We start from the raw sequence: 18,150 nt of genomic DNA on the forward strand, positions 1-18,150 counted from the left end.
TTCTGCGATCCCACATGTCAACAGCAGCAGGTCTCCATGCTTCCCGATATCCGTCTTGCCATCGTCATCAATCCGGCATTGCCGCTCGGTCTGATCGCCAATACCGCCGGCGCCATCTCGATCGGGTTGGGCGCAAAGTTTCCTGCGCTCGCGGCCAGGCAATTAACCGATAGGGAGGAGCGCACCATCGACATCAGTTCGAACATGCCCGTTCCGATACTGCAGGCGGATGCTGAAACCATACGATCGCTGTTGCTGAAGACCTTGCCGGTAGGAAACGACCGCGCGATCGTTCCATTTCCTGCCTTTGCCCGCTCGCTGCACGATTACAGGGAGTATGAGGCGACGTTTCCCAATTGCGATCTTGCCGACGAGGCGATCGATGGCCTCGGATTGGTGGGACCTTCGAAATGGGTGAAGTCGCTCACCGGTTCTCTGAAGTTGCTGCGATAGTGCTCGCTCAGAAAAAAGGCCGGCTTGCGGAGATAGAGAGATCCGCTTCGCCGGCCGAGCAAGGACTGAAGAAGAAGGGACGATACACTTCAGTCATCGGACGATGGTGTTCCGATGATTTGACGATAGGCGCGTCAGCCTGAACGGGTTCCGAACCATCTGTTCATCTGCGGTTCACGCAGCGATTTTCTGAAAAATGGAGCCGAGCACAGGGGTCTTGAACTCCGGAAAGGCGATCCCCATCTCTTTTTCGCGGGTGCCGAACGGGCCTGCGAAACCGTCCCGAGGCCGCCCGGAGTGGGGTCATGGGGCAAGACTCAAATCGCAATTGTCGCTCACAGGAGGACTTCCGTGCGTCACGTAGACTTCTCTCCCCTTTATCGTTCCACCGTCGGTTTCGACCGTCTGTTCACCATGCTCGACAGCCTTGGCCAGCCGGATCAGGCCCAGACCTATCCGCCCTACAATATCGAGCGCACGGGTGAAAACACCTATCGCATCACCATGGCCGTTGCCGGTTTCGATGAAAAGGAACTGAGCATTGAGGCCCACGCCCATGTCCTTCAGGTCAAGGGCGAAAAGAGCGAAGAGCCGGCTGAAACCAGCGAATATCTCTATCGCGGTATCGCCAAGCGTGCCTTCGAGCGTCGTTTCCAGCTTGCCGACCATGTCGAGGTTCAGGCTGCTTCACTGAAGAACGGTCTGCTGCACATCGACCTGTTGCGCAACATTCCCGAAGCCATGAAGCCCCGCCGTATCTCCATCGCGGCAGAGCCCGTGGAAACCCCGAAGGCCATCGAGGCTCACATCAACTAAGTATGGCAGACGGTCTTGGACTGTCATGCCGGGCTGACGGTTTCTCCGTCATGCTCCTGATCCTCCCAAGATCAAAAGAAGCGGCGCTCCATCGGGGCGCCGCTTTCGTTTTGTATGTTATCGGAGGACTCAGGCTGCGTTTGTCGCTTCGCCCGATTTCGCTCCTGCCTGCGCTTTCGCAGCCTCGCGCCGCTTGGCCGCATCGGCGTATTTCTGGGCAAGCACTGCGCAGGTCATCAGCTGAATCTGGTGGAACAACATGAGCGGCAGCACGATGGCGCCGATGCTCTGGCCGGCAAAGATGACGTTGGCCATCGGCACGCCGCTTGCCAGCGACTTCTTCGAGCCGCAGAAGGTGATGGTGATCTCGTCGGCTTTTTCAAACCCGAGGGCACGGCTGCCGAACATGGTGATGCAGATTACCATCGCCAGAAGCACCATATTCGCGATGATGACAGTGACAATGTCGAGGACGGAAAAGGTATGCCACAATCCTTCCACCACGGCCTCGCTGAAGGCTGAATAGACGACCATGAGGATCGAGCCGCGATCGACCGGCATCAGGATCTTCTTCTTCGAGCGGATCCAGTTGCCGATCCATGGCTGCAGCAGCTGACCGGCGATGAAAGGGGCGAGCAGCTGCAGCATGATCTGCCACAGAACATCCCAGGAAAAGCCGCCGCCCTGGCCGCCGACCGAAAACAGGATGCCGACGAGCAATGGCGTCAGGAACATGCCGAAGATATTGGAGGCCGACGCCGAGCAGATCGCGGCCGGCACATTGCCTCCAGCGATAGAGGTGAAGGCGATCGAGGACTGCACGGTCGAGGGCAGCACGCTCAAAAACAGCATGCCGGTATAGAGCGATACGGGCAGGATGCTGTTCGGAACGACTTGACCCATGGCCAGCACCAGCAGCGGGAAGATGCCGAAGGTCGTCAGCAGGATGACGAGATGCAGCCGCCAGTGCAGCATGCCGGCGATGACGACATCGCGCGACAGGCGCGCGCCGTGCAGGAAGAACAAGAGGCCGATGGCGAAGTTGGTGGCAATGCTGAAATAGTGAGCGCTAGCCCCCTGCACCGGAAAGAAGGATGCCGTCAGGACGGTGAGCACCAGCAGCATGGTAAAGGTGTCTGGAAGAAAGCGGCGCATCGTGCCTACCCAATCGTATTGCGAGTCTTGATGATTATTCCTTGCAGATAGGCCTATTGTGATCCACGATGCAAGGAATAACAGTTATCGCGATACAGGATAATCCATGCTTGATCTCACGCAGTTGCGCAGCTTCGTCGCCGTCGAGCAGATGGGCAGCTTCACGCTGGCGGCCGAGCGGCTCGGTCTTGGGCAATCAACCGTCAGCCAACATATACAGCGGCTGGAAACGGAACTCGGTCGCAAGCTTTTGGCGCGCGACACGCATCGCGTCATCCTGACCGGCGACGGCGAGGCGCTGCTCGGCCATGCGCGCCAGATGCTGTCGATCGAAGGCGAGGTGCGTCAGCTTTTTGCCGGCAACAGCCTGCGCGGCAATCTCCGGCTTGGGGTTTCCGAGGATTTCGTCACCAGCCAGCTTCCGGACGTGCTCGAGGATTTCGTGCGCTCGCATCCTTCCGTCGATCTCGAGCTGACGGTCGCGCTCAGCGGCGTACTTTATGAGATGCAGGATAATGGCGATCTCGATCTGGTGCTTGCCAAGCGCCGGCTCGGCGATGCGAGAGGCAAGCTCGTCTATCGCGAGCCGCTGGTTTGGCTGGCGCGCGACGCGGATCGCATCCGCAAACTTGCGGGACCATTGCCGCTGATTGCCTTTCCTACCCCAAGCGTCACGCGGGCGGTGGCGCTGGAGGCACTGCGCCGGCAGCAGATGCCTTGGCGCATCGTTTGCACCTGTGGCAGCCTGAGCGGCCTGACTGCGGCGGCGCGCGCCGGCATGGGCGTTCTCGTGCAGCCGAAAAGCATGGCGCCGGCGGGATTGCTGGAGATCGCACCGGGCTGGCTGCCGATCCTCGAAGATGTCGAATTCGTCCTTGTGCCGCGCAAGGGTGCCGACCAACTTCTGGTTAATGCACTCTCGGACGACATACTTTCCAAGGTCCATGGTCCCCGATCAAATTAACGAGCAATCGTCTATCAGCTATCGTTAAAAGCATTTCCCATCATGCAGATGAGATCCAGGTTTATTTCGCCGGCTGATTTATTGTGCGCCCGTTTTCAGGCGGAAGTCAGCTTGTTCTGCTATCTCCGGTGGCGATGGGTGAATTGCGGGGGATAGCCGTTCCGATGACATATGGTGCCATCTTCATTTCCGGACTTGTTGCCTGCGTCGTGGCAATGACGATGATCGTACATCATGCACCGGCGTCCGACCGCGACGATCTATCGAACTTCGCGATGATCGCCCATCGGAATCAAAACTGACTTTTTGCCGCTATTGCGAGCGCCGTCCGGTCCGCAAGCCGGCTCCGGCGCTCTTTTTCATGCGGATCAGGCAAGGCAAGCAAGGAAATTCCCCACATCGGCTTCGGTGGTGGCGAAGCTGGTCACGAGGCGGATCAGCGTTTCATCGCTGCCGACGAGATCCGGCTGCGATTCCGGGATCGGCCATTCGTAGAACTTCGCGCCCTTGTCTTCGGCCGCCTTGGCGGAGGATTTTGGGATGATCGCAAAAACCTCGTTCGAGGCAGTCGGCCACGCGAGACGGGCGCCAGGGGTCTTTTCGAGGCCAGCGCGCAGCCGATCGGCCATCCCATTGGAATGGCGGGCGAGGTCGAGCCAGAGGCCGTCCTGGAAATAACCGTCGAACTGGGCGGCGATGAAGCGCGACTTGGAGAAGAGTTGGGCGGCGCGCTTGCGGATGAAGTGCATTTCCTTCGCCTTTTCCGGATCGAAGATGACGATCGCCTCGGCGCACCAGCAGCCGTTTTTGGTGCCGCCGAAGGAGAGGATGTCGACGCCGCGCTTCCATGTCATCTCGGCCGGCGTCGCGCCGAGCGCAACCAGGGCGTTGGCGAAACGCGCGCCATCCATATGCAGCGGCAGGCCGTTCGCCTTGGCGATAGCGGCGATACCATCGATCTCATCCAGCGAATAGACCGTACCGATTTCCGTCGCTTGAGTAATCGTGACGGCTGCGGCGCGGCCATGATGCACGGCATCCTGCGGGAAACGGGCGATCTTGGTGGCAAGCGCCTTGGGGTCGATCTTGCCGAGAGCGCCCTCGACCGTCGCAAGACGCGCGCCGCTGAAGAAGTCAGGAGCGCCGCATTCGTCTTCGGCGACATGCGCTTCGGTATGGCAGAAGCTGATGCCGCCCGGTTTCTGGACGCTGGCAAGCGATAGCGAATTGGCGGCCGTACCGGTTGCGACAAAGAAGACCGCGACCTCGCGCTCGAATATCTCGGAGAATCTGGCTTCGACACGCTGGTCGAGCTCGCTTGTGCCGTAGGCGGAGGCAAAACCACTCGATGCGGCGAGCAGACGTTCGGCGACTTTGGAATGGGCGCCGGCCCAGTTATCGGAAGCAAAGAACATGAAAATGCACCAGATGAAGATTGAATGGCGGCTAGATTAGATAGGGTCGGCAGGACATTACGCCAATGCAAAAACCTATCAAGAGCATGAGTTTGAAGAATGCATCACAGAAATTGATTGACGCAATCAACAAATAAAATGATGCGGCGCAGCGAAACTTTATTGCTCTATTCCTGCAACAAAGGCAATCTTCCGTCTTTCCTTGACGAAATTTTGCCGTTTTGCTCTTGCGAAGGCTTAAGCTTTCTGGCATAGAACTGATGAATTAGGACAGGGTTGCTGTCCTATTTTGGCCGCCGAGGCCGAAGATGTGCCCCAGGGTCCTGACGATGTCGGGATTTCGAGCTATAGTTATCGAGAGCATGCCCTTTCAAGCCTTTTGAGGCGTGGGCAATGCGGCGGTGGAATAGCAAGGCGCGGAACGCTGACGACGGGCTCCACTTCAAGGAGCTGCGGTTCGCGGCCGATCTTCACAATGCAACAGCGCTGTCGCGCGTCGGCTCCGGAAACGGACCGCGCGGGACGAAGGAGCGCCCGCGACGCGGGCCTTACCGGAGGGAAGACCATGACGAACAGGACGACGTTGACGAGTTTTGACCAGACCGCTGCAGTGAATGCTGCCGCGACGGCCAAGACGTCGAAACGCGCTGTTGGCATCCCGCCGAAACAGGGCCTTTACGATCCGCGCAACGAGCATGATGCCTGCGGCGTCGGCTTCGTCGCGCATATGAAGGGCCAGAAGTCGCACCAGATCGTGCGCGACGGCCTGTTCATTCTTGAAAACCTGACGCATCGCGGTGCCGTCGGCGCAGATCCGCTGATGGGCGATGGTGCCGGCATCCTCGTGCAGATTCCCGACCGCTTCTTCCGCGAGGAGATGGCGAAGCAGGGTGTCATCCTGCCGAAGGCGGGCGAATACGGCGTCGGCCATTTCTTCCTGCCGCGCGACGAGGCGCTGATCGAGCATTTCAAGACCGCGATCACGCAGGTCGTGGCCGAAGAAGGCCAGGTTCTGCTCGGCTTCCGCGACGTGCCTGTCGACAACTCTTCGCTGTCGAAGGCGCCTGATATTGCCGCCACCGAGCCGCACCATGTGCAGGTCTTCATTGGCGCCGGCCGCGATGCCGGCACGAACGAGGAGTTCGAGCGCCGCCTCTTCACCCTGCGCAAGGTGATCTCCAACCGCATCTATGCGGAATATGAGGGCGAGGAGAGCAGCTTCTACCCCGTGTCGCTGTCGAGCTCGACCATCGTCTACAAGGGCATGTTCCTCGCCTATCAGGTAGGCGCCTATTATAAGGACCTCTCCGATCCGCGTTTCGAGACGGCGGTTGCCCTCGTGCACCAGCGTTTCTCGACGAACACCTTCCCGTCGTGGAAGCTTGCACATCCATATCGCATGGTCGCGCATAACGGCGAAATCAACACGCTGCGCGGCAACGTCAACTGGATGGCCGCCCGTCAGGCATCCGTATCCTCGCCACTGTTCGGCGACGACATCTCCAAGCTTTGGCCGATCTCTTATGAAGGTCAGTCGGACACGGCCTGCTTCGACAACGCGCTCGAATTCCTCGTGCGCGGTGGATACTCCCTGGCGCATGCTATGATGATGCTCATCCCCGAGGCATGGGCCGGCAACCAGCTGATGGCGCCGGAACGCAAGGCATTCTACGAGTATCATGCCGCCCTCATGGAGCCATGGGATGGCCCTGCCGCCGTTGCCTTTACCGATGGCAAGCAGATCGGTGCGACGCTCGACCGTAACGGCCTGCGTCCGGCTCGCTATCTCGTCACCAGCGACGACCGCATCATCATGGCGTCCGAAGCCGGCGTTCTGCCTGTCGAGGAAGAGAAGATCATCCAGAAGTGGCGGCTGCAGCCGGGCAAGATGCTGCTGATCGACATGGAAAAGGGCCGTATCATCTCCGACGACGAGGTGAAGTCGGAACTTGCCGGCAAGCACCCCTATCGCAGCTGGCTGAACCGCACGCAGCTGATCCTGGAAGACCTGAAGCCGGTGGAGCCGCGGGCGCTGCGCCGCGACGTATCGCTGCTCGACCGCCAGCAGGCGTTCGGCTACACGGCTGAAGACACCAAGCTCCTGATGTCGCCGATGGCGACGACGGGGCAGGAAGCCGTTGGCTCCATGGGTACGGATACGCCGATCTCGGCCATGTCCGACAAGCCGAAGCTGCTCTACACCTACTTCAAGCAGAACTTCGCGCAGGTGACGAACCCGCCGATCGACCCGATCCGCGAGGAGCTCGTCATGAGCCTTGTCTCCTTCATCGGTCCGCGTCCGAACCTGCTCGATCATACCGGCATGGCCAATGCAAAGCGCCTGGAAGTGCGCCAGCCGATCCTGACCAATGGTGATCTCGAAAAGATCCGTTCGATCGGTCACACCGAGGATCGCTTCGATACGAAGACGCTCGACTTCACCTATGATGTCGAACGTGGCGCCGAAGGCATGCCCGAGATGCTTGACCGCCTCTGCGAGCGGGCGGAAGCGGCCGTTCGCGGCGGCTACAACATCATCGTGCTTTCCGACCGCCAGATCGGACCGGACCGCATCGCAATCCCGGCGCTGCTGGCGACGGCGGCCGTGCACCATCACCTGATCCGCAAGGGCCTGCGCACCTCGGTCGGTATCGTCGTCGAAACCGGCGAGCCGCGTGAAGTGCATCACTTCTGCCTGTTGGCCGGTTACGGCGCGGAAGCGATCAACCCCTATCTGGCCTTCGACACGCTGCTCGATATGCATCAGCGCGGCGAATTCCCGAAGGAAGTGGACGCGACGGAAGTCGTCTACCGCTACATCAAGGCGGTCGGCAAAGGCATCCTCAAGGTCATGTCGAAGATGGGTATCTCGACCTATCAATCCTATTGCGGCGCGCAGATCTTCGATGCTGTGGGCTTGCAGCAGGAGCTGGTCGACAAGTATTTCTTCGGCACCGCGACGATGATCGAAGGCATCGGCCTCGAGACGATCGCCGAGGAAACCGTCTCGCGTCACAAGGCTGCTTTCGGCCGCGATCCGCTGCTCGCAAGCACGCTCGACATCGGCGGCGAATATGCCTACCGCATGCGCGGCGAAAGCCACGCCTGGACGCCCGATGCGGTGGCTGCCCTGCAGCATGCCGTGCGTGGGAATGCCGAGGATCGCTATCGCGAATTCTCGGAAATGGTCAATGAATCGGCGCTCCGGATGAACACCATCCGCGGTCTCTTCAAGATCAAAGGTGCGGAAGCGCTCGGCCGCAAGCCGATCTCGATCGACGAAGTCGAGCCCGCTGCAGATATCGTCAAGCGCTTCTCGACGGGCGCCATGTCCTTCGGCTCCATCAGCCGTGAGGCGCATACGACGCTGGCAATCGCCATGAACCGCATCGGCGGTAAGTCGAACACCGGCGAAGGCGGCGAGGAATCCGATCGCTACATGCCGCTCTTCGACGGTTCGCCGAACCCGGAACGTTCCGCCATCAAGCAGATCGCCTCCGGCCGCTTCGGCGTGACGACCGAATATCTCGTCAACGCCGACGTGCTGCAGATCAAGGTCGCGCAGGGCGCCAAGCCCGGCGAAGGCGGCCAGCTGCCCGGCCACAAGGTCGATGCGACCGTTGCCAAGACCAGGCATTCCACACCGGGCGTCGGCCTCATCTCGCCGCCGCCACATCATGACATCTATTCGATCGAGGATCTGGCGCAGCTGATCTACGACCTGAAGAACGTCAACCCGACCTCGGATGTCTCGGTCAAGCTCGTCTCGGAAGTCGGCGTCGGCACGGTTGCTGCCGGCGTTGCCAAGGCGCGTGCCGACCACATCACCGTCTCCGGCTATGATGGCGGCACCGGCGCTTCGCCGCTGACTTCGCTGAAGCATGCCGGCTCGCCCTGGGAAATCGGCCTTGCTGAGACCCAGCAGACGCTGGTGCTGAACGGGCTGCGCTCACGCATCGCCCTGCAGGTGGATGGCGGTCTGAAGACCGGCCGTGATGTCATCATCGGCGCGCTGCTGGGTGCCGACGAATTCGGCTTTGCGACCGCGCCGCTGATTGCGGCCGGCTGCATCATGATGCGCAAGTGCCATCTCAACACCTGTCCGGTTGGTGTCGCCACCCAGGACCCGGTTCTGCGCAAGCGCTTCAAGGGCGCGCCGGAGCATGTCATCAACTACTTCTTCTTCGTGGCCGAAGAAGTGCGCGAGATCCTCGCCTCGCTCGGCGTTGCCAAGCTGGACGATATCATCGGCGCTTCCGAGCTTCTCGAAAAGGATGAGATGCTCGCCCACTGGAAGGCCAAAGGCCTCGATTTCAGCCGCATCTTCCACAAGGTCGATGCACCGAAGGAAGAGACCTACTGGACGACGGTGCAGAAGCACCCAATCGACGACATTCTCGACCGCAAGCTGATCGAGAAGGCGGAGCCGGCGCTCGCTTCCAAGACGCCGGTCGCCTTCGAAGTCGACATCAAGAACGTCGACCGTTCGGCCGGCGCCATGCTGTCGGGTGCTGTTGCCAAGCGCTATGGCCATCGCGGCCTGAAGGACGACACGATCAACGTCACCCTGAGGGGCACCGCCGGTCAGTCCTTCGGTGCGTTCCTGGCGCGCGGCGTCACCTTCAACCTCGTCGGCGACGGCAACGACTATGTCGGCAAGGGCCTTTCCGGCGGCCGTATCATCATCCGTCCGCCGGAGAATTCGAAGATCATCGCCGAAAACTCGATCATCGTCGGCAACACCGTGCTCTATGGCGCAACCGAGGGCGAGTGCTACTTCCGCGGTGTCGCGGGTGAGCGCTTCGCGGTCAGAAACTCCGGCGCGATCGCCGTCGTCGAAGGCGTGGGCGACCATGGCTGCGAATATATGACCGGCGGCGTCGTCGTCGTGCTCGGCGAAACCGGGCGCAACTTCGCGGCCGGCATGTCGGGCGGCGTGGCCTATGTGCTCGACGAAAAGGGCGATTTCGCCCGTCGCTGCAACATGGCGATGGTCGAGCTGGAGCCGGTTCCGGAGGAAGACGAGCTGCTGGAGAAGCTGCATCATCACGGTGGCGACATCATGCACAAGGGACGCGTCGACGTCTCCGACGACATGACGCGCCACGACGAAGAGCGTCTCTTCCAGCTGATTTCGAACCACGTCCACTATACGGGCTCGACGCGAGCCAAGGAGATCCTCGATCACTGGGCCGACTACCGCCCGAAATTCCGCAAGGTCATGCCGGTCGAATACCGTCGCGCCCTTGAGGAAATGGAGCGCAGCCGGATGAGCGTGGCGGCGGAGTAATCCGCTCCGGTTCTGAAACCAGCCGAGGGTTTCGCCTCGCATTGCGATCGCCGTCATGGCGATCGCGACTGTCGAACAGCGGAATCGGATTTGAATTAAAGTGCCGGACAGGGAAACCGAGATGACCCTCAGGCACGGGAGCCATGAGCTCCTCTTTTAGAGTGAGGAAACGAAAGCATGGGCAAGGTAACAGGCTTCTTGGAAATCGACCGGCAGGTGGCGAAGTATCAGCCGGCGTCGGATCGCATCCGGCATTTCCGTGAATTCACGATCCCCATGTCGGACCAGGAAGTGCAGAAACAGGCAGCCCGCTGCATGGACTGTGGCATTCCCTATTGCCACGGCCCGACCGGCTGCCCGGTGCACAACCAGATCCCCGATTGGAACGACCTCGTCTACAACAACAATTGGGAACAGGCGATCCATAACCTGCATTCGACCAACAACTTCCCGGAATTCACCGGCCGCGTCTGCCCCGCGCCTTGCGAGGAAGCCTGCACGCTGAACCTGGAAGATGCGCCGGTCGCGATCAAGACCGTCGAGCAGGCGATTGCCGACAAGGCCTATGAGCTTGGCTTCATCCGGCCGCAGCCGGCAACCGTGCACACCGGCAAGAAGGTCGCAATCATCGGCTCCGGCCCTGCCGGCATGGCTGCCGCTCAGCAGCTCGGCCGCGCAGGTCACGACGTCCACGTCTACGAGCGCGAAAGCAAGCCGGGCGGCCTGCTGCGTTACGGTATCCCCGACTTCAAGATGGAGAAGAACTTCATCGATCGCCGCGTCGAGCAGATGAAGGGCGAAGGCGTCACCTTCCATTGCGGCGTCAATGTCGGCGTCGATGTCAAGGTCGAGCAGCTTCTGGCCGACCATGACGCCGTGCTCTATTGCGGCGGCTCGGAAACCCCGCGCGAAGCAGGCATTCCCGGCACGACGCTTGCCGGCGTCCATGACGCCATGCCCTATCTCGTACAGCAGAACCGCCGCGTTGGCCGCGAAAATATCGACAGCGTCGGCTGGCCTGCCGATCCGATCCTGGCGGGCGGCAAGCACATCGTCGTCGTCGGCGGCGGCGATACGGCATCCGACTGCGTCGGCACGGCATTCCGCCAGGGTGCGGTGAAGGTGACCCAGCTCGACATTCGCCCGCAGCCGCCGGAGAAAGAAGACAAGCTCGCTGTTTGGCCGTTCTGGGCAACGAAGATGCGCACCTCTTCCTCGCAGGCCGAAGGTGCGGTTCGCGAATTCCAGGTGGCAACGCTCGAGTTCATCGGCGAAGACGGCGTGCTGACGGGTGTGAAGTGCTGCGAAGTGGACGATCGCCGCAAGCCGATCGCCGGCACGGAATTCGTCATCCGCGCCGACCTCGCCTTCATCGCCATCGGCTTCCGCGGCCCATTCACCGACAGCGTGCTCAAGGAACTCGACGGCAAGCTGACGCTGAATACTGACCGCCGCGGCTCGACCAATGTCGTTGCCAATGACAAGGACTATAAGACCTCGGTCGACAAGCTCTGGACAGCCGGCGACGTTCGTCGCGGCCAGTCGCTGGTGGTCTGGGCGATCCGCGAGGGCCGTCAGGCAGCGCGCGCAATCGATGAGGCTCTGATGGGTTCGACGGTTCTGCCGAACTAAGTTTCGCTGCCTTTCGCGCAAAGTGATTGAAGGCCGGATTCCCGATGAGCCCGGCCTTTGCCGTTACCGGCTTGCGGCGATATTCCAGTTGTAGACACAGCGATCGAGGCCGATGGCGATTTCGAGCACCGTGACGTCATGGTCTATCGCAGGCCCTTTCTTCGGCTGGCTGCGATAGCGCTGCGGGAAATCCGTGCGTTTCGAGATCGAGCAGACCTCCATCCATTTGTCGCCATTGTCGACCTCGATATCCATCGTCACCTCGGAATAGGCCGGGAGCCGATCGGAAGGCACGGTCCGCGCCGGCAGATGGATGACCGAGGCGATCATCCTGCGGACGGGTTCCAATGCGGCGGCGTGATAATCATTGCCGCTATCTGCCGTAAAGGCGCATTGGAATTCGAGCTGCCAGAATTCCTTGAGCCGCACATGCTTGCTCGGCTGGTCCTGTTCCCGGCGGAAAGATCTCCCCGCCTGCCAGACGCATAGCGGCAACCTTGTTCTGGAATGGTTTCCGAGAAGATGCTGCATGTAGGCATAGGTTGAAGGTGTCGTTTCCGGCCGCAGCACAAGTTCAGTCTCGGTGTTCGACATTCGCTCCTGCACCCATATGTCCGAATTGGAATAGGCATCTGAGACAAGGCTTCGAGGCATCAGAGTCGGTGCTTCGACCCGTCGCACATCCCAGGCGGCGTTTGCGGATCGCAGGAAATTCGCGACTTCATCGGAAAAGAAGCGGACGAAATCGTCGCGCAGTTTAATGTCCCGCTCTTCCCAGTGAACGAGCGAATTGACGTTATAGATATTGAGCACGTGCCATTCTCCATGGGCAACGTTGATGTCTTGAGGTTGAGGGCTTTACGTCCAGCCGCCGCCGGACGCATAAACGCCTCCGGCTATCACGACTGGACGCGGAGACCTCGGCCGGAGAAAGCGCGTAAAACCGCAACCTGCGGGCAGGTGCGGTAACGATCGATCTGATCTGCGCTGTTGGTGCTCATGCCGTTCTTTTATTGGCGGGGCGCCGCGTTGTCAAACCGCCTTCGTGCGGCCTACCGTGCGACCGATCCCGGCAATCGGTAGTCGTCTACGCGCCCAACTGGCGCCGGGTCCATCAGGCCTTTTTCCACCAGAAGATCGCGTGGCGATGAAGTCGTTGCGGCAGGTGCAGGGCTGCTGCCGAGAAGCTGCGAGCCGCCGTCGAGATCGGGATCGGAGAGGCTCATCGGCTGGGTGCGAGTGATCTTTTCTGGCTCCGCGCCAGGAAGATTGGCTTGTTGCGCCGGCAGCGAATTGCCCGTGTCTAGGCGCGTGATATCGGGGCTTGCCTGATCGCCCAGGATGCGGCGGGCAGACTTCTCCAGATAGAAGGCGACCTTGCGCTTACCGGCTGCCGTCAGATTGACGCCGTCGGCCGTTCTCAGTCGAACCTGCTGGCCGTTGATATCGGAACCGGTGACGATGAACTCACCGTTCTGATCGGTAAATCCGTCCCAGATGTCGATGAACTCGCCACCGACGCTGGTGGTCTGGCTCTGGTAGATCTGATTGAGCTTGACGGCGCTGGCGGTCAGCTGATCCGAGCCGAAGGAGGGCAGCCCGACCCAGAGCAGTGGAATATGGCGGCTCGTTACCAGCTTGGCGAATTGCTGCACGCGCTCTTCATAGGCGAGGAACCATGGATCGGTGCCGTATTTCTCGTTCAGCCCGTCACCGATCATCTGCTGACGGTCGTTGGCGCCGATCATGACGACGACCATGGCCGGTTTCAGCTGGTCGATCATCCCGGGCAATTGCTGCGACCAATTATAATAATCCTGCCGCACGAGACCGGAGGCAACGTTGCCGCGGGACTGGATGACGACGCCGGGGGAGGTGGAGAAGGCGTCCTCCAGCCCGGTTGCCAGGCCGCTCGCCAGAAAATCGCCGACGACGAGGATGGTTTTGGCGTCGGGAAGCTTTTCCGCAGGCGGCGGCGTTTCCGGCTGTGCGACCGGCTGGCGCGGCGGCGGGGTCGGACGCTTTTTCGGCTGCAGCTTGCGCCGTGGCGGCGGCTGCTCGACCGGTTGGTCCGGGTAATCGGGCTCGCGGGTGCCAAACAGCATGTCGAGCAGATTTCGCCGTGGCCGCTCTTGCGCTTGCGCCATATTCGGCAGGCAGCCAAGCGCGATGACGACGGTAAGAAATGCCGTCAGAACAATCCTTAGAGTTGCCTTGGTCGCGCGGCGGGCAGGGTGTTTCATCATCGCTTCTTTTCCGCTGACGAGTCCGGGCCGCATAAGGACGATTTCATCGTCCGGCGATCCCGGCTTCGCTCGAGGCGGCCTACTTGCGCAATGCTTTCAGCAGGTTCATCGACGGCTCACCATCAGCATCCATGCCCATGCGCTGCTGAACGGCTGATATCGCGGCCTTCGAGCCCGAGCCGAAATTACCGTCGACGACGCCGTCATAATAGCCGAGCTCCTTCAGACGCGTCTGCAGCTCGAATTTCTGCTTGACGTCGAGCGCGCCGCTCGGACGCGGCCAGGATTGCTGCATGCCGCCATAGCCGGCGATCTGGTCCGCGAGAAGGCCGACGGCCAATGCGTAGCTGTCGGAGGCGTTATAGCGCTTGATGGTGAAGAAGTTGCCGGTCATCAGAAAGCCGGGACCGTTCGGTCCGCCGAGCATCTTCAGCTGCGCGCGGTCGGAGGTGGTGCGGAAACCCTTGCCGTTGGGGCGCACGAAGCCGAGAGCCGCCCATTGCGCAATCGTATGCGTCTTGCCCGCCTGGGCGCTGCCGCCGGGCGGCACGACGACTTCATAACCCCAGGTCCGGCCGGTATCCCAACCGTTCTTGGCGAGAAGATTGGCCGTCGTCGCCAGGGCGTCCGGAACGGAATTCCAGATATCGGCATGGCCGCTGCCGTCCGCATCGACTGCATAGAGCAGATAGCTCGTCGGGATGAACTGGGTATGGCCCATGGCGCCGGCCCAGGAGCCGTTCAGGTCCTTGCGCGAGATATCGCCCTTCTGCAGGATCTTCAGGGCGGCGATGAGCTGCTTCTTGGCGTAGTTCGCCCGCTTCGGATCGGCATAGGCAAGGGTCGCCAGCGCGCGGGGCACATAATGCAGCCGATCGTTCTTGGCGAGAACCTCGCCGTAATTCGACTCCATCGACCAGATGGCCAGCATGATATTGCGATCGACGCCGAAGTGCTGTTCGAGCGTGCGCAGTGTGGATCCGTACTTAACCGCCATCTTGCGGCCAATATCGACCGTATAGGGATTGACACGGGAGTCGAGGTAATCCCAGATCTGGGACTTGAATTCCGGTTGGTATTGCGCCTTTTCGAGGACCGTGGGGTCTGGGTCCGTCACGCCGGCAAATGCATTGCGATAGGTCGATTGCGTAATGCCGCTCTTTGCGGCGGTAGCGTAGAAGCCCGCGATCCATTTTTGGAACCCAGGGTCAGCATTGGCGTTAACGGGAAGGAATCCCGCCAAGGCGCCGAGCGCGAGCGCCAGAGCGAGACCACGAAGGGAGTGTTTGCGGTTTACGGTCATCTACAGCCTTGTCCATCAATCGTTGGATTTCGGTGCGGCGATGCGGTGGCATCGGCCCATGCGTGACGCTAAACGAACGAAGTCAACAAATTCTTTACCATGGAAGCTTGCGTCAGTCATTATTTGCAAAACAGTAGCAAATCTAATCTACTGACCTTTAGAATGGCTTTGTGCCAACTGATTTAATGCCCAGGAGGTATGCGTGGGACAGCATAAGAAGGTTCGTAAGGCAGTATTTCCGGTCGCCGGACTAGGGACGCGGTTCTTGCCGGCGACCAAGGCGGTGCCAAAGGAAATGCTGACCGTCGTGGATAAGCCGGTGATCCAGTATGTCGTCGACGAGGCGATGGAAGCGGGCATCGAGCATTTCGTATTCGTCACGGGCCGCAGCAAGCACGTCATCGAGGATTATTTCGATATTCAGTTCGAGCTTGAGCAGACCCTGCGCCAGCGTAACAAGAATGCCGAACTGTCGTTGCTGAGCGGTCTGTTGCCGAAGGCCGGCACGGCAAGCTTCACGCGCCAGCAGGAGCCGCTCGGTCTCGGCCACGCCGTCTGGTGCGCCCGCGAGATTGTCGGCGACGAGCCGTTTGCGCTGCTGCTGCCCGACATGGTCATGCGCGCCGAAAAGGGCTGCATGAAAGGCATGATCGAGCTTTACGAGCACAGCGGCGGCAATGTCATCGCCGTCGAGGAATGCGCGCCCGACCAGACCCATAAATACGGTATCGTTGGTGTCGGCGAGACGATCGGTAGCGGCTTCCGTATCACGGAAATGGTCGAAAAGCCGGCCAAGGGCACGGCTCCGTCCAACTTCTTCATCAACGGTCGCTACATTCTTCAGCCGGAAATCTTCCGTATCCTGGAAAGCCAGGAGCGCGGTGCCGGCAACGAGATCCAGCTGACGGACGGCATGCTGAAGCTTGCCAAGACGCAGGATTTCGCCGGCTATCACTTCCAGGGCCAGACGTTCGACTGCGGCGCAAAGGATGGCTTCATCCTTGCCAACGTCGCCTTCGCCTTGGCGCGTGACGACATCCGCCCGACCATTGAGGACGAGTTCAAGGCGCTGATCGCTGCCCTGAAATAAGGATTCGACCTTTTGAGAAAATCTTGAGGCCTGGCCTATGCTGGGCCTCGATTCATTTGAGCGGGTGGCTTGGATCTAAGCGAAGGCGATGCTTAGCGTTTTACCGTCAAACCGAGGCCAGCCTGGAACTGCCGGGTGCTGTCGCCCACATCCCGCGTTGTCAGCTGATAACCGACATTGCTGGTGAGATCGAGGTAACGGTTGATCCCCCAGGTTAGCCCGAAAGCGGCGTCGTATTCGATTTCGTCGGCGGCGCTACCATTGGAGGGATAATTGCGCCAGGTCGGGCCTCCCGTCAGCTTGGCGGTGAGGTCATCGCGCAGCTGATGGCTTATGGTGCTCGTGAGCTGATAAGCGGTGTAGCCGCTGAGGCCGGCCGTGGTCGAGGGTTGTACGGTGGTCGAAAGGCCGACGCTGATATCGGTGCCGCGCTGTGGCGACCAGGCGAGGCTGCCATCGATCGTCGGCGAATCGACCGAACCCAGGCGCGAATCGTCGAATTCCGTGTGCTGGTAGCCGAAGCCCAGCTCGCCCTTGAATTTTTCACCGAGATCGACTTCGACGCCACCCTTGCCGCCATAACTCTGATTCGAGCGGGCATAGCCGTTGCTGTCGCGCGTTTCATCGTAGACGGCGCGACCGAGAGTGACTTCGACAAAAGGAATGATGGCGGGCGACAGCTCGTAGCCAATGCGGCCGCGCCAGGTTCCGGCCGTCTGATTGCGATCGCTGAGGGTGACCGTCGTCCCATCCGAAAGCACTGCGTCGGAATAGACGCTGCGTGTCAGCGCCACGGCCGTCGTGCCGCGCAGCAGGCCGAAATCGCGTTCCAGCGAGAGCCCAGCCGTGTACTGGTTGACGGCGGATTGCTTCGAGGCGCCAGCAATCGCATTGGGATCACTCGTGTCCTCACGGTAGAATCGATAGCCGGCGGTGACATGCGCGGTCGTGTCGGCAGGAAGATCCAGACGCAGGTCGGCGTTCAGATTGACCGTCGGTTTTTCTTCGCCAGTGCCGCTGATGTTCTTCTGCCAGACGCCCTCACCGGTGACGGTCAGGGCATGCCTGGCCCAGTCCGAAGTCAGGGTGCTGCGCAAGTCGGTCTGCAAAAAGCCGCGATTATCCTTGGTGTCGCCGGTGCGATCCCGTTCGATGTTGATCGACTGGTTGATCGAAGGGCGTAGGGTGAAGGTGCCGAGCGGGATGCCCTGTGCATCTGCCCGATCCGGATACCGGCGGGCTCTCAGGTCATCAACGCTTGGTTCGCGCAGGTTCACGCGGCGCAGATCGTTATCCAGCGTCGAGCCGGTGGTTGTGGGGTCGATGCCGGTGAGGCGCAGCGGTGCATTCAACGGCGCGTCGCTGGTGGTCGACGTCTGGTTTGTTGGCGTGGTCGCCTGGCTGTCGATCGTGGGTGCGGCATTCGGATCGGTCGGAGATCCCGATGTCGATGCTGGCAAGGTATCGTCGGCGTTCTGGTCGGATGGCAAGGATTGCGCGTTGACTGGCAGCGGTACGGCAAATGCGATACCCCAGCCGAGGACGGCGGATGTCGCCCATGCCGCCAGCCGGAAGGCACCATGACCCGCCTTGTCCTTGCCGATGCCCATGTTGTTTATATCTGACCCTGCTGGAAATGACCTAAATTCTTACCCAAGTGTAAAGCCGCGTGGTTAACGCTTGGTTGCCAAGTGATGGCGACAAGAAAGGGTTCGATAATATTTATCGGGAAGGCGCTGCAGGCTGTCGTATCGCCATAAGTCGATCTTTGGTGGACAGATTTGCA

13 protein-coding genes are annotated in these 18,150 nt (G+C 60.5%); 7 read left to right on the plus strand and 6 right to left on the minus strand.

All coding sequences use genetic code 11. The features are described 5' to 3' along the window. Window positions 1-36: 36 nt before the first annotated feature. Together PH558_RS01005 and PH558_RS01010 are read left to right on the plus strand one after the other, a co-directional pair. Entirely contained in the window at window positions 37-453 is a 417-nt protein-coding gene (locus PH558_RS01005) for a DUF2000 domain-containing protein (RefSeq protein ID WP_095435801.1), read from the plus strand. Window positions 454-804: 351 nt separating this feature from the next. Beyond that, entirely contained in the window at window positions 805-1,269 is a 465-nt protein-coding gene (locus tag PH558_RS01010; protein ID WP_015341097.1) for an Hsp20 family protein, read from the plus strand. Window positions 1,270-1,398: 129 nt separating this feature from the next. Here the strand turns inward: PH558_RS01010 and PH558_RS01015 are convergent, their stop codons facing one another. Further along, on the minus strand, window positions 1,399-2,424 hold the full coding sequence (locus PH558_RS01015) for a bile acid:sodium symporter family protein (RefSeq protein ID WP_285201830.1): 1,026 nt from the start codon (window positions 2,422-2,424) through the stop codon (window positions 1,399-1,401). A gap of 106 nt (window positions 2,425-2,530) precedes the next feature. Between PH558_RS01015 and PH558_RS01020 the strand changes: the two genes are divergently transcribed. Both PH558_RS01020 and PH558_RS01025 read left to right on the plus strand, forming a co-directional pair. Next, on the plus strand, window positions 2,531-3,388 hold the full coding sequence (locus PH558_RS01020) for a LysR family transcriptional regulator (protein ID WP_285201831.1): 858 nt from the start codon (window positions 2,531-2,533) through the stop codon (window positions 3,386-3,388). Between the two features lie 164 nt (window positions 3,389-3,552). After that, entirely contained in the window at window positions 3,553-3,690 is a 138-nt protein-coding gene (locus PH558_RS01025) for a hypothetical protein (protein ID WP_285201832.1), read from the plus strand. Between the two features lie 66 nt (window positions 3,691-3,756). Here PH558_RS01025 and PH558_RS01030 read toward each other — a convergent pair whose 3' ends face one another. Continuing rightward, window positions 3,757-4,803 carry a threonine aldolase family protein gene (locus PH558_RS01030; protein ID WP_113408287.1) on the minus strand — a complete coding sequence of 349 codons (1,047 nt, stop codon included), beginning with the start codon at window positions 4,801-4,803 and terminating at the stop codon, window positions 3,757-3,759. Between the two features lie 565 nt (window positions 4,804-5,368). Here PH558_RS01030 and gltB point away from each other — a divergent pair. Together gltB and PH558_RS01040 are read left to right on the plus strand one after the other, a co-directional pair. Then, on the plus strand, window positions 5,369-10,093 hold the full coding sequence (gene gltB, locus PH558_RS01035) for a glutamate synthase large subunit (RefSeq protein WP_095435797.1): 4,725 nt from the start codon (window positions 5,369-5,371) through the stop codon (window positions 10,091-10,093). A gap of 177 nt (window positions 10,094-10,270) precedes the next feature. After that, window positions 10,271-11,725: a glutamate synthase subunit beta gene (locus PH558_RS01040; RefSeq protein WP_285201833.1), complete on the plus strand. Its 1,455-nt coding sequence runs from the start codon at window positions 10,271-10,273 to the stop codon at window positions 11,723-11,725. A 63-nt stretch (window positions 11,726-11,788) separates the two neighbouring features. Here the strand turns inward: PH558_RS01040 and PH558_RS01045 are convergent, their stop codons facing one another. The 3 genes from PH558_RS01045 to PH558_RS01055 form a co-directional block, all read right to left on the minus strand. Then, on the minus strand, window positions 11,789-12,538 hold the full coding sequence (locus PH558_RS01045) for an aminoacyl--tRNA ligase-related protein (protein ID WP_285201834.1): 750 nt from the start codon (window positions 12,536-12,538) through the stop codon (window positions 11,789-11,791). A 239-nt stretch (window positions 12,539-12,777) separates the two neighbouring features. Further along, window positions 12,778-13,968: an SGNH/GDSL hydrolase family protein gene (locus tag PH558_RS01050; protein ID WP_483314125.1), complete on the minus strand. Its 1,191-nt coding sequence runs from the start codon at window positions 13,966-13,968 to the stop codon at window positions 12,778-12,780. Window positions 13,969-14,050: 82 nt separating this feature from the next. Beyond that, window positions 14,051-15,274 (minus strand): lytic murein transglycosylase, encoded by a 1,224-nt coding sequence (locus PH558_RS01055; protein WP_285201835.1) that lies wholly within the window; start codon window positions 15,272-15,274, stop codon window positions 14,051-14,053. Window positions 15,275-15,476: 202 nt separating this feature from the next. Between PH558_RS01055 and galU the strand changes: the two genes are divergently transcribed. After that, window positions 15,477-16,364, plus strand: coding sequence for a UTP--glucose-1-phosphate uridylyltransferase GalU (gene galU, locus PH558_RS01060; RefSeq protein ID WP_095435793.1), 888 nt, complete (start codon window positions 15,477-15,479; stop codon window positions 16,362-16,364). Between the two features lie 92 nt (window positions 16,365-16,456). On the opposite strand, the gene PH558_RS01065 is transcribed toward galU, so the two are convergent. Continuing rightward, entirely contained in the window at window positions 16,457-17,974 is a 1,518-nt protein-coding gene (locus PH558_RS01065) for an outer membrane beta-barrel protein (RefSeq protein WP_285201836.1), read from the minus strand. Window positions 17,975-18,150: the final 176 nt, after the last annotated feature.

This window comes from Rhizobium pantanalense (genome assembly GCF_030182525.1).
Classification (GTDB): domain Bacteria; phylum Pseudomonadota; class Alphaproteobacteria; order Rhizobiales; family Rhizobiaceae; genus Rhizobium.

What these genes read in the sequence shown, in the direction of transcription:
- PH558_RS01015 (WP_285201830.1), bottom strand. Translation starts at nt 2,424, where the DNA reads ATGCGCCGCTTTCTTCCAGACACCTTTACCATGCTGCTGGTGCTCACC.
- PH558_RS01040 (WP_285201833.1), top strand. Translation starts at nt 10,271, where the DNA reads ATGGGCAAGGTAACAGGCTTCTTGGAAATCGACCGGCAGGTGGCGAAG.
- PH558_RS01020 (WP_285201831.1), top strand. Translation starts at nt 2,531, where the DNA reads ATGCTTGATCTCACGCAGTTGCGCAGCTTCGTCGCCGTCGAGCAGATG.
- PH558_RS01025 (WP_285201832.1), top strand. Translation starts at nt 3,553, where the DNA reads ATGACATATGGTGCCATCTTCATTTCCGGACTTGTTGCCTGCGTCGTG.
- gltB (WP_095435797.1), top strand. Translation starts at nt 5,369, where the DNA reads ATGACGAACAGGACGACGTTGACGAGTTTTGACCAGACCGCTGCAGTG.
- PH558_RS01030 (WP_113408287.1), bottom strand. Translation starts at nt 4,803, where the DNA reads ATGTTCTTTGCTTCCGATAACTGGGCCGGCGCCCATTCCAAAGTCGCC.
- PH558_RS01050 (WP_483314125.1), bottom strand. Translation starts at nt 13,968, where the DNA reads ATGAAACACCCTGCCCGCCGCGCGACCAAGGCAACTCTAAGGATTGTT.
- PH558_RS01055 (WP_285201835.1), bottom strand. Translation starts at nt 15,274, where the DNA reads ATGACCGTAAACCGCAAACACTCCCTTCGTGGTCTCGCTCTGGCGCTC.
- PH558_RS01005 (WP_095435801.1), top strand. Translation starts at nt 37, where the DNA reads ATGCTTCCCGATATCCGTCTTGCCATCGTCATCAATCCGGCATTGCCG.
- PH558_RS01065 (WP_285201836.1), bottom strand. Translation starts at nt 17,974, where the DNA reads ATGGGCATCGGCAAGGACAAGGCGGGTCATGGTGCCTTCCGGCTGGCG.